The organism is Streptomyces sp. SCPE 10 (assembly GCF_051980735.1).
Classification (GTDB): Bacteria; Actinomycetota; Actinomycetes; order Streptomycetales; family Streptomycetaceae; genus Streptomyces; species Streptomyces misionensis.
On record NZ_CP197069.1, the window covers coordinates 529,160 to 542,293 of the forward strand.

Below are 13,134 nucleotides of genomic sequence, written 5' to 3' on the forward strand. Positions count from 1 at the left end.
CGTCCGGGGTCAGGCGCTCTCCGCCCGCAGCCGGTCGCGGCGGGCCTTGTTGTACAGGCGCCACAGGTGCTTGGCCACGGCGCACGGCGCGGCGTCGGCACGGCACTGACGGCAGGCGCCAAGGTGCTGTTCGTACTCGGTACGTGCGTCTTCCAAGGCATCGCTGACAGCAGACATGGACATCTCCGGACAGGTTCGCACCGAACGGCGCGCCGACTTGACTGACTGGTACAGCCAAGCCCAAAGGTGATCACGTTACTGCCGGTACAGGGAAATTCGGGGGGGCTCAGGGCCGGCTGGACTCGCGCAGCGCCCGGGCGTGGTTCAGGAAGGCGGTCAGGCCCACCTCGAAGGCGCGGTCGGCCCGGTGGTCGCCCACGGCGGCGAGGGCGGCGGCGAGATGGGGCGTCGAGGCGCGGTCCGCCGGTTCCCACATGGCCTCGGGGGCGGCGAGGTCGAGAGCCGAGCCCAGCACCAGGTTCTCCAGCGCGGTGATCAGCGTCATGATCCCGGCCGGTTCGAACCCGGCCTCCAGCAGCCGGGTCACCGCCCGCTCGTACTGGTCCAGGACCCGGGGCGCGCGCACCGGGGAGGTCATGAGCAGCGGGATCGCCCGGGGGTGCGCGGCGAAGGCGGCGCGGTAGGAGCGGGCCCACGCCTCGACGGCCGCGTCCCAGGGGGCGAGGTCGAGGGTGGCCGTCTCGATCGCGGAGGCCACGCGTTCGCGCAGCAGTTCCACGATGCCGTCGCGGCCGTCCACGTGGTGGTAGACGGACCCGGTCTGCACGCCGAGCCGTCTGGCTATCTGCGGGACGCTGAAGTCGCCGGTCTCGTCGATGAGTTGGAGCGCGGTGGTGGTGATGCGCTCGCGGTCGAGGAGCGGAGTGCGCGGCCGTCCCATGGTCAGTCTTCTCCCTGAGGTCTTCCCGGTTGCCCAACCGCAGGCTACATTGCGGAAACCGAAAGCCTTTAGGTTTACGGCCCCGGGCGTCCGCCATCCCTTCCGTGCGCCCGTGGAGCCGTATGCCCGGACGCGTCCACGCGGGCCCACCCCCTCGGCCCGCCCGCGCGTCCGCACCCGTCTCCGGGACCCCCTCCCGTCCGCCGCCAGAAGGGCTCCCCCGCATGTCCGCCACCACCTCCGAACCACCGAAGGAGAAGGCCCCGGCCGCCCCGGCCGGCCTTCGCACCGGCACCCTCGGCACCGCCGACATCGCCTTCTTCGTCGTCTCCGCCGCCGCGCCGCTGACCGTCATGGCGGGCGTCGCCCCGCTCGCGATACTGCTGGGCGGCATCGGCGCCCCGGCCGGCTACCTCCTCGCCGGGCTCACCCTCGCCGTCTTCGCGGTCGGCTTCACCACCATGAGCCGCCACGTCACCCACGGCGGCGCCTTCTACGCCTTCATCACCCGGGGCCTCGGCCGCCCGGTCGGCATCGGGGCCGCGCTGCTCGCGCTGATCGGCTACAACGGCATGGAGATCGGCGTCTACGGCCTGCTGGCCTCCGCCAGCCGCGACACCCTGCACGCGCTGTTCGGCGCCGACGTCCCCTGGCTGCCCGTCTCACTGGCCGGGCTGCTCCTGATCGGCTACGGCGGGTTCCGCTCGATCGACTTCGGCGCCAAGCTGCTCGGCCTCCTGCTCGTCGCCGAGACGGGGATACTCGTCCTGCTGGCCGGCGGGGTGCTGCTGAAGGGCGGCGCGCACGGGCTGTCCCTGTCCTCCCTCGCCCCCGCCCATGTGTTCGTGCCCGGCACCGCCGCCGTCCTCGCCTTCGCCTTCGCCGCGTTCACCGGTTTCGAGTCGACCGTCATCTACCGCCGCGAGGCCCGCGACCCGGGCCGCACGGTGCCCCGCGCCACCTATCTGGCCGTCGGATTCCTCGGCCTGTTCTACGCGTTCGTCGTGTGGATCGCCATCCAGGCGTTCGGCGACGACCAGGTGGTGCGCGCCGCCGGGAAGGACCCGGCCGGGCTGTTCTTCACCGCGATCACCACCTATGTGGGCGGCTGGGCCGCGGACCTGATGCACGTCTTCATCGTCACCAGCGTCATCGCCTCCCTGCTCGCCTTCCACAACGCCATCAACCGCTACGCCCTCGCGCTGGCCGAGGAGAGGGTGCTGCCGCGCCGGCTCGGCCGGATCCATCCGCGCCACCGCTCCCCCTACGTCGCGGGCGTCGCGCAGACCGTCCTCGGCACCGTCGTCGTCCTCGCCTTCCGGGCGGCGCACGCCGACCCGTACCAGCAGTTGCTGCTGTGGGTGAACACCCCCGGCATGATCGGCCTGATGCTGCTCCAGCTGCTCGCCGCGATCGCCGTGCCCTGCTACTTCCGGCGGGTGCGGCACGGCGAGGGCACGCTGCGCACGGTGGTGGCGCCGGTCCTGGCCACGGTGCTGCTCGCCACCGCGATCGTCCTGGTGGTCGGCCACATCGACCTGTTCACCGGCGCCTCGCGAACGGTGAACACCCTGCTCGTCCTCGCCGCGCCGGCCGTCTTCCTCCTCGGCCTGCCGGTGGCGTGGTGGCTGCGCCGCAGGCGCCCGGAGGTCTACGCGTCCTTCGCCGCCGAACCGGCCGACACCGCCGAACCCTCCGTTCAGCCCGCTTAGACCACCCGGATTTCCGTTCCACCTCGTCCGCGAAGGAGCCGGCATGCCCGCCGCCGATCTCGTCCTCACCGGTGCCCACGTCCGCACCCTCGACCCCGCCCGTCCCACCGCCACCGCGGTCGCCGTACGCGACGGGGTGATCTGCGCGGTCGGGGAGGCGGCCGACATACGGGACTGGAGCGGCCCCGGCACCGAGGTCGTCGACCTGCGCGGGGCGCATCTGGTGCCCGGCCTGGTCGACTCCCACAGCCATCCGGTGTGGGGGCTGGAGATGGCGACCGGCGCGGATCTGTCGGGCGTGCGCGACCTGGCCGGACTGCGCGCGGCCCTCGCCGGGGCCGAGCGCGTCGGGGGCTGGGTGCTCGGGCACGGCCTGGACCACAACGCCTTCGAGGGCCGTCCGGTCCACCACGACCTGGTGGCCGACGTCCTCGGCGACACCCCCGCCCTGCTGCGCCTCTACGACGGCCACTCCGCCCTCGCCAACGCCGCCGCGCTGGCCGCCGCCGGGGTGAGCGGGCCGCGCTCCTTCGAGCAGCGCGCCGAGGTGGTGTGCGACGCCTCCGGGCGGCCCACGGGACACCTGGTCGAGCATGCCGCGATGGACCTGGTGACGGCCGTCGCGCCCAGCCCGTCCCCCGCCGAACGCCGGGCGCGGCTGCTGGAGTTGCTGTCCGCCATGGCCGCCACCGGGCTCACCGGCGCCCATGTGATGGACGGCGGCGACCTGGAACTGGTGACGGCGGTGGCGGAGGAGACGGTCCTGCCGGTGCGGCTGCGGTTCGCGCCCTGGTGCATGCCGGGCGCGGACGCCGAGACGCTGGACGAGCTGATCGCGCTCCAGGGCCGGGGCGGGCGGCACTGGCTGGTCGGCGGGGTGAAGTTCTTCATGGACGGCACCGTGGAGGGCGGCACCGCCTGGCTGGACCACCCCGACTGCCACGGCCGGGGCACCGACGCGTTCTGGCCGGACCCGCACGCCTACGCGAAGGCCGTGCGCACCCTGCACGCGGCCGGGGTCCGCACCGCCACCCACGCCATCGGGGACGCCGCCGTGCGGCACGCCCTGGACACCGTGGCCTCGCTCGGACCGAGCGGCCGCGGGGCGCACCGGATCGAGCACATCGAGACCGCCCCGGACGAACTCCTGCCCCGCTTCGCCGAGTTGGGCGTGGCGGCGTCCATGCAGCCGCCGCACACCGGGTACACCCGCGACGACGGCTCCGACGAGTGGTCGCGCCGGCTCGGCGGCGAACGGGCGGCTCGCGCCTGGCGGTTGCGGGATCTGCGGGAGGCGGGCGCCACGGTCGCGCTCGGCTCGGACTGGCCCATCGCGCACTACGACGCCCGTGCCGTGCTCGCGACCGCGCAGCGCCCCAAGGGCGCCGCCGCGCACCGCGCCGGCCTGACGCCGCTCCAGGCCCTGGAGGGCTGCACCACCCACGCCGCCACGGCGGCGGGCGAGTCCGCCGTCGCCGGCCGCGTCGCCCCCGGCCACCGCGCCGACCTCACCGCCCTCGGCGTGGACCCGGTGCGTGCGAGCGCGGACGAACTCCTGGCCGCGCCGGTGGTGTTGACGGTGACGGGCGGCCATGTGGTGCACCGGGACGCCGTCTGACGTCAGCGCGGCGTCAGCGCCTGGTGGCACCGTTCTTCCTGTGACCGGCACGGGAAACCGGAACCGGTCACGGGGAGAGGTGCCCGGAGTGGCTTATCGGGGACCACGAGCACGCCTCACGGTCGGGCCCCACGGGGCCCACGCAGGTTCAAATCCTGCCCTCTCCGCTCGACGGCCTCTTCGCGGCCTTCCTGGCGAGGGCCGAGGAGAAGCGGGCCGGCGGCGAGGTGCCCGTACCGCCCACCCCCTGAGCCCCCTGCCCCGCCTCCGCCTCATGCGTGCGGTACGACCGCGACCGGGCACTCGGCGTGCTGGACGACCGCGTGGGCGACGCGGCCGAGACGCTCCCCGAACCGGCTGCCGGTGATGCGGCGGCCCACCACGACCAGTCCGGCCTCGGACGTGGCCCGCACGAGTTCCTCGCCGGGCCGGCCCTCGGTGACGGTCGTCGCGACGGACAGGTCCGGGTACTTCTCGCGCCACGGCCGCAGCAGCGCGATGACCGCATGCTCGGCGGCGGCCGCTCCCTCGGCCGTGTCTTCGCCTGCGACCGGCTCGTGGACGTGGCACACGCGCAGTTCGGTGGCGCGCCGCCGGGCGGCCTCGAAGGCGAACCCGATCGGCTCGTCGCACGGGCTGCGGGCGTCCAGGCCCAGCACGACGGCGCGGTACGGGATGGTCGGGATCTCGTCGGGCGCGAGTCCGGGGGCGGTCGGCAGATGCTCGTCGGCGGCGCTGCGGCCGGCCCGCACCAGCACCACCGGGCAGGAGGAGCGGCCCGTGACGCGCAGCGAGACCGAGCCGACGAGGACCCCGGCCGCCCGGCTGAGCCCGAGCGAGCCCAGCACCAGCGTGTCCGCCTCCTCGGCCGCCGACAGCAGCGCGGGGACCGGCGAGTCGCCGATCAGCCGGCCGGTCACGGGCAGCGTGGGATGTGCCGCCCGCACGCTGTCCACCGCCTCCCGCAGCACGCGCTCCGCCCAGCCGCGCTCGGTGCCGTCCCGGGCGGCGAGCGGCGCCGGACGCACGTTCGGCAGCCAGGCGTGGACCACGACCAGTTCCGTGCCCCGGCGCACCGCCTCCTGCGCGGCCCAGTGGGCGGCGGCGACGCTCTGCGGGGACCCGTCGACCCCCGCCGCGATGTGACCAGCCATGATGCGTCCTCCGGATCCGGGCCGAGACTTGCCGCCGCCGTACGCCAGACGTCCTTCCGTAGCTCAAGCGTGCCCCCTGGAGCGCCCTCCCGCCCGTGGGCCGCGTGGGCCTTCCGGGGGCCGCGCCGGGTCGTGCCGCAGGGGATCGAGGCCGTCGTACGGGCACGGCACCCCGACGTACCGCACACGCGCGATGGCCACGGCGGGCGGCAAAGCCGTGGGGCCGGTGAGGCCGGGACCAAAGGTCCCCTTGACGGGGGCACCCGGCCCTCGGCTCGGGGCCGCGCAGGCGGGCAGGCTGGGGGCACCGGCTCGGCCGGCGGGGACGCGCGCGGCCGGGGCGCCGAGCGGGCCGGGGAACGCGGGCGAGCGCCGTGCGCGCACCGGCCAGGCGCACCGGAGAAGGAGGAAGCCGTGAACCACAGCACGATCGGCGAGGTGATGACCGACGATGTCGTCACCGTGTCGGAGACGACGCCGGCCGCGGACGTGGCCCGCTTGCTGGACCGGCACGGCATCAGCGGGCTGCCGGTGATCGACCGCGACGACAAGGTGCTCGGCGTGGTCTCGGCCTCCGACCTGGTACGCGAGCGGGCCGCGCGGCACCCGGACGGCCCGGGCGAGACGCCGGTACGCGAGGTGATGTCGACGCCCGCCGTCACCGTCCACCCCGAGCAGCGGGTGCCGGACGCGGCCCGGCTGATGGAGCGGCGCGGCGTGGAGCGTCTGCCCGTGGTGGACGAGGAGGACCGGCTGATCGGCATCGTCACCCGCCGGGACCTGCTGCGGGTGTTTCTGCGCGGCGACGACGAGATCCGCCGCCAGGTGTCCGAGGAGATCGTGGCGGGCGAGCTGGGGCTGCCGCCCGGGGCCGTCGGCGTGTCCGTGCGGGACGGTGTGGTGACACTGGCGGGCGACGCGGAACTGCGCGGCGCCATCGCCCGGGCCGGCTTCGCGGCCTGGCGGCTGGACGGGGTCGTCGGGGTCGTCAACCTGGTGCCGCCCGTACCCCCGCAGGAGGTGGCGCGGCCGGGGTGACGCCGTGCGGCCGGCGGACCGCCGTGACGCGCCCGGGACCGGTGCCGTCGGGAGCCCGGAACGCGGCAGCCGCACCGGCGCCCGCGGCCCGCTCCGGCGCCCCGGCCTGCCTTGACGAGGCCCTCAGCCCGCTTCGATACGGCGTCCGGTGAGCACCGTGGGCTCGATCCGCACCCACAGATCGCGTTCCCCGCCCGCCCAGGGTTCGCTGTACGCGCGCTCGGCGAGCCGCGCCGCCTCCGCCCGGTCGGTCACCGGCTGGGCGGTGCCGCGCACCAGGACGCTCCAGCCCTCGCTCAGCGCGTCGTCCACCCGGTCCACCTCGAAGGCCACCTCACGGCCGAACCCCTCGCCGAGCACGGAGCCCTCACGGGTGCGGAACACGATCGCGCCGTCCACGACGGTGTAGTTCACGGGCAGGACGACGGGCGCGCCCTCGGTGCTCACCGAGAACCGGCCGACCCCGTGCGTCGACAGCAATTCCCTGCACTCCTGTTCGCTCAGCTCGCCCAGGCGCGGGTGGCGAGAGGCCCGTCCGAGACCGGCGGGCAAGTCGGCGTGTCCGCCGCCGAGTTCCTGGGGGCTGGTGCGCAGTGCCCCGGCCAGCCGCAGCAGGGCGCCGGAGTCGGGCGCCGCGGTGCTGTGCTGCTCCAGGTGGGCGACGTAGGCCTCGGCCATGCCGGCGCGGGCGGCCACCTCTTCCCGGGTGAGCCCGAGTTCCTCGCGGCGCCGCCGCACCCGCCGTCCGAGGTCGCCCCGCGGGGGGCGGTCCTCCGGGTCCGGCGCGCCGTGCCGTGGTGTGGGGCGTTCTGTCATGCTCGCTCACTCCTCGCCCTCGGGCCGCCGGGGCCCTGGCTCGTACCACGTCTACCACCGGTGCGGGGCGCCCACCACTTCGCTGCGCCGTGCACCGGCGGCCGGGCCGTGCGGACACCGGCTTCGGGAGCGAGCGGGCCCGCGCGCCGTGGGCCGAACGGGCTCCCGCCGCCGGGCGGACCGTCGCCCGTGTAGCCTGCCGGTCATGTCGAGTCCCGAGTCGGTTGAGGTGGGGGCTTTCGGTCACGCCGTCAGCCCCTGAACCACCGGCTTCACCACCGTCCGCCGTGCCCGCGTGGGCCACGGCCGGACGAGTGCGCCCTCGGGTGCTGACCGCGGTGACGAGATGACCCTCTCGTGCTTCTCCTCACCCCGGAGCCTCCTCGATGCCTCTCGCGCTCTATCTGCTCGCCCTGGCCGTCTTCGCCATGGGCACCTCGGAGTTCATGCTCGCCGGTCTGGTGCCGGACATCGCCTCGGACCTCGGCGTCACCGTCGGCACCGCCGGCCTGCTCACCTCGGCGTTCGCGCTGGGGATGGCCATCGGCGCGCCGCTGATGGCCGCGCTCGCCCGCAACCGGCCCGGACGCTCCAGCCTGCTCGGCTTCCTGCTGCTGTTCGCGGCGGCCCACGCGGTGGGCGCCACCGCCTCCGGCTTCCCGGTGCTGTGCGCGACCCGGGTGGTGGCGGCGCTCGCGAACGCCGGGTTCCTCGCCGTGGCGCTGACGACGGCCGGCACGCTGGTGCCGCCCGACCGTAAGGGCCGGGCGCTCGCCGTACTGCTGTCGGGCACGACGGTGGCCACCGTCGCCGGTGTTCCGGCGGGGGCGCTGCTCGGCACCCTGCTCGGCTGGCGGGCCACGTTCTGGGCCGTGGCCGTGCTCTGCCTGCCCGCGGCCGTCGGCATCCTCAGGGGGATCCCGGCGCCTGCGGCGGCGGGCGGCGCGACCGGTGCGCTGCGGCCGGAACTGGCGCAGCTGCGCCGCCCACGGCTGCTGCTGGTCATGCTGCTCGGCGCGCTGGTGAACGCGGCGACGTTCGCGAGCTTCACCTTCCTCGCGCCCGTGGTGACCGCCGTCGCCGGGCTGGGCGAGCTGTGGGTCTCCGTCGCCCTGGTGCTGTTCGGCGCCGGTTCCTTCGTCGGGGTGGGCGTCGCCGGGCGCCTGGCGGACCGGCGGCCCGGCCTGGTGCTCGCGGCCGGCGGCCCGCTGCTGCTCGTCGGCTGGCCGGCGCTGGCGCTGCTGGCCCACCGGCCGGTCGCGCTGCTCGCCCTGGTGTTCACGCAGGGCGCGCTGTCCTTCGCGCTGGGCGGCACCCTGATCACCCGGGTCCTCTACGAGGCCGCCGGGGCCCCGACCATGGCCGGTTCCTACGCGACCGCGGCGCTCAACGTGGGCGCCGCCGCGGGTCCCCTCGTCGCCGCGACCGCCCTCACCGGCACGCTGGGCGACACCGGCCCGCTGTGGGCGAGCGGGGCGCTGGTCGCCGTCGCCCTGGCCGTCGCCGTCCCCGTGCGCGCCGTACGGGCGGCCGGCTGAGGTCAGCCGTGCGTCAGGGCGCGGTCAGCGCCTTGCGGCACTGTTCTTCCTGTGACCGGCACGGGAAACCGGAACCGGTCACGGGGAGAGGTGCCCGGAGTGGCTTATCGGGGACCACGAGCACGCCTCACGGTCGGGCCCCACGGGGCCCACGCAGGTTCAAATCCTGCCCTCTCCGCTACGCCGAACGGCTGACTAAAATGGACGGCGGCATCGCGTGCCGGTCACCGACCGGGTGAGGCATGGAGGTGCCAGGAGATGCCCTGGAGGCATTCCTTGCCGGTCGAGTTGAACCACACCATCGTCCATTCCCGTGACAACCGGGAGTCCGCCCGTTTCTTCACGGAGATAGTGGGCCTGGACATCACCGCCGAGTGGGGCCCGTTCGTCGCCGTGGCCCTGGGCAACGGCGTCACGCTGGACTTCGCCACCGTCCCCGAGGACACCATCACCCCGCAGCACTACGCGTTCCTGGTCTCCGAGGAGGAGTTCGACGCCGCGTACGCCCGGATCACCGAACGCGGCATAGAGCACTACGCCGACCCGCACAAGAAGCACCCCGGCACCATCAACCGCAATGACGGCGGCAAGGGCGTGTACTTCATGGATCCGGTGGGGCACGCCATGGAACTGCTCACCGTCCCCTACGGCGGGTGGCCCACCGCGTAGGGCCCGGCTTCCCCGCGACCGGCCGGACCGGACGCAGGGAAGAGGCCGCGTCCCCGAGCGGGGCCGAAGCTCATTCGCCGGGCGCCACGGTGCGCGCGACGATGCGGGCCGCCTCCCTGATGAGCGCCTCGTCGACCGGCGCGTCCTTCTCGTCCTTGGCCGACAGCACGGCCAGGACGACGGGGGTGCGCCGGGTGGTCCAGGCGACGCCGATGTCGTGGGCGCTCGCGTAGGAGCCGGTGCCGGTCTTGTCCGCGAGGGTCCAGCCCTCGGGCAGCCCGGCGCGGAACCGCGCGCCGCTGGTGGTGTTGCCCTTCATCCAGGTGACCAGCCGCTCGCGGTCGACGGCGGGCAGTGCCCGGCCCAGGGTCAGCCGCTCCAGGCTCGTGGCGACGGCCTCGGGGGTCGTGGTGTCGCGGAGGTCGCCCGGGACCGCCGTGTTCAGCTCCGGCTCCCACCGGTCCTGGCGGCTCACCCGGTCGCCGAGCGAGCGGAAGAACCCGGTGAGCCCGGCCGGGCCGCCCAGCTGCCGCAACAGCAGGTTGCCCGCCGTGTTGTCGCTGTACTGGATCGCCGCCGCGCACAGATCGGCCACCGTCATGCCGGTCTCCTGGTGCTCCTCGGTGCGCGGCGAGTTGGGCAGGATGTCGTGCGGCGGGTAGTGGATCACCTTGTCCAGCGGCACGCAGCCGGACCGCTCGCGCAGGACGGCGGCCGCCGCGAACGCCTTGAAGACCGAGCAGTGCGCGAACCGCTCCCCCGCCCGGTGGGCCAGCACCTGTCCGGTGCGCACGTTGCGCGCGTACACGCCGAGCCGGGCGCCGTAGTCGCGTTCCAGGTCGCCCAGTTCGCCCGGTTCACCGGTGGCCGGGGCGCTCGCGGCGGCCGCGGCCGTGCCGGTCGACGCCACGACGGCGGCGGACGCGAGCGCGAGGCCCGCCCTGAGCAGGCCACGACGTGCGAGCGGTCCGGAAGCGGTCATGGTGAAGTCCTCCTGTTTTGTCGCCCATTGGGGGGTGTGGATCTCCGTGGCACAGCGAAACAGCAGGAGTGCGCTCATGTCCAAGAGCGAACTGGGCACAGTTCATGCCTTTTTGATATGACTGCACGATGGACCTGCTGGCGCACCTGGAGGCCTACGTGGCGACGGCCGACGAGGCGAGCTTCTCCCGCGCCGCCGACCGGCTCGGCATCGCGCAGCCGCTGCTCAGCCGTCGCGTCAAGACGCTGGAGAGCCACTTCGGCGGGCCGCTGTTCGACCGCTCCCGGCGGCAGGTCACGACGACCGAACTGGGCGTGCTGCTCCTCCCCTACGCGCGGGACGTCCTGGACCGCGCCCAGCGGCTGCGGCAGGCCGCCCGCTCGGCCCGGCACTCGCAGGTGCGTGCCGTCGGGGTGCCCGCGGACTGCGCGCCGGCCGCGCTGGCCCGCGCCCTGCGCGCCGCCGGCGAGCACGGGATCACCCTCGGCATGCGTGAACTCCCACCGCGGGAAAGGGAGTCCGGGCTGGCCGACGGCACGCTCGCGTACGCGCTCGTGCGGACCGCGCCGGAACGCGCCGCCTTCCGGGTGCCGTTGGGACTGGCGTCCGCGCCGGGCGACGCGGACCCGGAGCCACCGCGCGCGGTCCACCTGGAGGACCTGCGGCCGCGTCGCCGCCGCACCGGCGAGCCGCCCGCGCCCGCGCCGCCGCCGATCCTGGTCCTCGCGGAGGACCGGGTCCCGTACTTCGAGGACAGGTTCGCGCGGGCGGTCGCGCGCGCCGGGCTGCCCGAGGGACGGATCCGGCCGGCCGGCCCGCCGTCCGACGCGTTCGCCGGGACCCTGGCCGGGCGCGCCCTGCTGCTGTGCACCGAGCCGTACGCCCGCCGGTACGGCGCCGCCTGGGCGCCACTGGGCGACCCCGCCCTGCACCGGGGGTACGACGTGGGCGCACCGCCGGGTCCCCGCGGCACGCCGGGCGTGCCGGGCCGACTGGCCCGGTTGCTGGCGGCGTCGGTCGGCGCGTCCGGTGCCGCGCGGCCGCCGGCGCGGTCCGGTGCCGCCGACGAGCCCTCCGCCCGGCTGGCGGCCCGCGGATGAGCCCGGCGCAGACGAGCGGAGCGCAGACGTACCAGCCCGGCTGCGTGGGTGACGACGGCGCGCTGCTGGACGTCGCGGAGGAGATCGCGACGGACTGGGCGGCGCTGGGCGTGCGCGGTTCCTTCCTGGCCCTGAACCTGGACACCGGCGACCGGCTCGGCTTCGGCGTCGACGAGCCGGTGCCGCTCGCGTCGGTGGCGAAGGTCCCGCTCGCCCTGGTCGTACTGGACCGGATCGCGGCCGGGGAACTGGACGCGGCGCAGCCGGTGACCCTCGACCCGGCCCGCAGCAGCGTCGGATCCACCGGTTTCGCGGCGTTCCGGCACCCGGTCACCGCGGCCGTCGGCGATCTGCTGATGATGATGCTGTCGGTGAGCGACAACGCGGCCGCGGACGCGCTGTTCGACCTGGTGCCCGCGGCGGAGGTGGACGCGCGGCTGCGCGCGTGGGGGTGCGACGGCATCCGGATGCGGCACCGGATGAACCACATGTACGAGTGCGCGGCCGGGGCGGCGGGCGACGACTTCTCCCTCGCGCTGGAGCTCGCCGTGCGGGACGAGCAGGCGGGCCGACCCACCATCGCGACGCTGGACCCGGCCCACGCCAACACCGGCTCGGCCAGGGCGCTCGTCGGCCTGTTGCGGCGGGTGTGGTGCGACGAGATCGCCGTACCGGAGGCGACGGCCGGGCTGCGGCGGCTGATGGGGCTCCAGCTCTTCACCCACCGGCTGGCGGGCGAGCTGCGCGCGGACACGCTGCGGTGGAGCGGGAAGACGGGCACCTTCCTGCATCTGCGGCACGAGATCGGCGTGGTGGAGGCGGAGTCCGGGGACCGGGTGGCCATGGCCGCGCTGACCCGCGCCGACCGGCGGGCCGGCCTCGCCCCGGACATCGAGCTGGCGCTCGGGGCGGCGGCCCGTGCCGCCTTCGAGGCGCTGCGCCGCTGAGCTGCGGGGGTCAGGGCAGCAGGCGCTGTTCCTCCGCCACGGCGACCGCGCCCGCCCGGGTGTTCACGCCGAGCTTGTCGTGGATGCGGCGCAGACGGGTCTTGACGGTGGCCTCGCCGATGTGCGGGACGCGGGCGACGGCGTGGTGCGGCAGGCCCTGGGCGAGCTGCGCCAGGATGTCGCGCTCGCGCGGGGTGAGGGCCGGGCGCGGGTTGCGCAGCCGGGACAGCACCCGGCCGGCGACCGGCGGTGAGAGCGCGGGGCCGCCCTGGGCGGCGGCGTGGAGCGCGGTGAACAGGTCCTCGCGCTCGGTCTTGAGCAGACAGCCGGTGGCGCCCGCGTCGACGGCCCGGGTGACGTCGTCGTCCGTGCCGTAGGTGGTGAGGGCCGGGACGTGCGGGGCGGGGTCCGCGGCGCGCAGCCGGCGGGTGGTCTCGATGCCGTCGGTGCCCGCGGCGGCCGGCACAGGCACCGGCTCTGAAGGACATTCCCGGCACGCTTCCTCGCGGGCGGCACCCCGGTGACCGCCCAGGGCGCCCCGGTCGCGTGCGTCGGCGTCGCGGGCGCGCGGTCCGGGGGCCTGGACGAGACGTACGCCCGGGCGGGCGCGGCGGCGGTGGGCCGTTGACGCACGACGACGTCCGGGCCCCCGGTGGGGA

The 13,134-nt window shown here is 75.3% G+C and carries 12 protein-coding genes and 4 pseudogenes; 10 read left to right on the plus strand and 6 right to left on the minus strand.

Translation table 11 applies throughout. The features are described 5' to 3' along the window. Positions 1-9: 9 nt before the first annotated feature. Together ACSP97_RS02470 and ACSP97_RS02475 are read right to left on the minus strand one after the other, a co-directional pair. A complete protein-coding gene (locus ACSP97_RS02470; RefSeq protein ID WP_167381369.1) occupies positions 10-177 on the minus strand; it encodes a hypothetical protein in 168 nt (55 codons plus the stop codon). Between the two features lie 109 nt (positions 178-286). Then, the gene (locus tag ACSP97_RS02475; protein ID WP_355152211.1) at positions 287-901 is read right to left on the minus strand and encodes a TetR/AcrR family transcriptional regulator; all 615 of its coding nucleotides are present in this window, start codon (positions 899-901) and stop codon (positions 287-289) included. 224 nt (positions 902-1,125) lie between these two features. On the opposite strand from ACSP97_RS02475, the gene ACSP97_RS02480 reads away from it, so the two are divergent. From ACSP97_RS02480 to ACSP97_RS02490, 3 genes and pseudogenes are all read left to right on the plus strand, one after another. Continuing rightward, positions 1,126-2,613, plus strand: coding sequence for an APC family permease (locus tag ACSP97_RS02480; RefSeq protein ID WP_440556210.1), 1,488 nt, complete (start codon positions 1,126-1,128; stop codon positions 2,611-2,613). A 43-nt stretch (positions 2,614-2,656) separates the two neighbouring features. Further along, the gene (locus tag ACSP97_RS02485; protein ID WP_440556211.1) at positions 2,657-4,231 is read left to right on the plus strand and encodes an amidohydrolase; all 1,575 of its coding nucleotides are present in this window, start codon (positions 2,657-2,659) and stop codon (positions 4,229-4,231) included. Positions 4,232-4,304: 73 nt separating this feature from the next. Beyond that, a pseudogene (locus ACSP97_RS02490) lies at positions 4,305-4,398 on the plus strand. 105 nt (positions 4,399-4,503) lie between these two features. Here ACSP97_RS02490 and ACSP97_RS02495 read toward each other — a convergent pair. Continuing rightward, positions 4,504-5,385, minus strand: coding sequence for a universal stress protein (locus ACSP97_RS02495; RefSeq protein ID WP_355329679.1), 882 nt, complete (start codon positions 5,383-5,385; stop codon positions 4,504-4,506). A gap of 441 nt (positions 5,386-5,826) precedes the next feature. Between ACSP97_RS02495 and ACSP97_RS02500 the strand changes: the two genes are divergently transcribed. Next, the gene (locus ACSP97_RS02500; protein ID WP_440558542.1) at positions 5,827-6,423 is read left to right on the plus strand and encodes a CBS domain-containing protein; all 597 of its coding nucleotides are present in this window, start codon (positions 5,827-5,829) and stop codon (positions 6,421-6,423) included. Between the two features lie 123 nt (positions 6,424-6,546). Here the strand turns inward: ACSP97_RS02500 and ACSP97_RS02505 are convergent, their stop codons facing one another. Further along, complete coding sequence (locus ACSP97_RS02505; protein WP_440556212.1) at positions 6,547-7,239, minus strand: helix-turn-helix domain-containing protein; 693 nt, start codon at positions 7,237-7,239, stop codon at positions 6,547-6,549. 386 nt (positions 7,240-7,625) lie between these two features. Here ACSP97_RS02505 and ACSP97_RS02510 point away from each other — a divergent pair, with 386 nt between their 5' ends. The 3 genes and pseudogenes from ACSP97_RS02510 (at position 7,626) to ACSP97_RS02520 (ending at position 9,446) form a co-directional block, all read left to right on the plus strand. Continuing rightward, positions 7,626-8,777: a Cmx/CmrA family chloramphenicol efflux MFS transporter gene (locus tag ACSP97_RS02510; RefSeq protein ID WP_440556213.1), complete on the plus strand. Its 1,152-nt coding sequence runs from the start codon at positions 7,626-7,628 to the stop codon at positions 8,775-8,777. Between the two features lie 84 nt (positions 8,778-8,861). After that, a pseudogene (locus tag ACSP97_RS02515) lies at positions 8,862-8,955 on the plus strand. 98 nt (positions 8,956-9,053) lie between these two features. Next, positions 9,054-9,446, plus strand: a complete 393-nt coding sequence (locus ACSP97_RS02520; RefSeq protein ID WP_355530561.1) for a VOC family protein — start codon at positions 9,054-9,056, stop codon at positions 9,444-9,446. Between the two features lie 70 nt (positions 9,447-9,516). Here ACSP97_RS02520 and bla read toward each other — a convergent pair whose 3' ends face one another. Then, on the minus strand, positions 9,517-10,428 hold the full coding sequence (gene bla, locus ACSP97_RS02525) for a class A beta-lactamase (RefSeq protein ID WP_440556214.1): 912 nt from the start codon (positions 10,426-10,428) through the stop codon (positions 9,517-9,519). 128 nt (positions 10,429-10,556) lie between these two features. On the opposite strand from bla, the gene ACSP97_RS02530 reads away from it, so the two are divergent. Together ACSP97_RS02530 and ACSP97_RS02535 are read left to right on the plus strand one after the other, a co-directional pair. After that, positions 10,557-11,528, plus strand: coding sequence for a LysR family transcriptional regulator (locus tag ACSP97_RS02530; protein ID WP_440556215.1), 972 nt, complete (start codon positions 10,557-10,559; stop codon positions 11,526-11,528). Next, a complete protein-coding gene (locus ACSP97_RS02535) occupies positions 11,525-12,475 on the plus strand; it encodes a serine hydrolase (protein WP_440556216.1) in 951 nt (316 codons plus the stop codon). Before ACSP97_RS02530 ends, ACSP97_RS02535 begins: the two co-directional genes overlap by 4 nt. Positions 12,476-12,485: 10 nt before the next feature. Here the strand turns inward: ACSP97_RS02535 and ACSP97_RS02540 are convergent. After that, positions 12,486-12,929: pseudogene (locus tag ACSP97_RS02540) on the minus strand (LuxR C-terminal-related transcriptional regulator); the annotation flags it as partial. Between ACSP97_RS02540 and ACSP97_RS02545 the strand changes: the two are divergent. Continuing rightward, positions 12,929-13,103: pseudogene (locus ACSP97_RS02545) on the plus strand (heme-binding protein); the annotation flags it as partial. The pseudogenes ACSP97_RS02540 and ACSP97_RS02545 overlap by 1 nt on opposite strands. Positions 13,104-13,134: the final 31 nt, after the last annotated feature.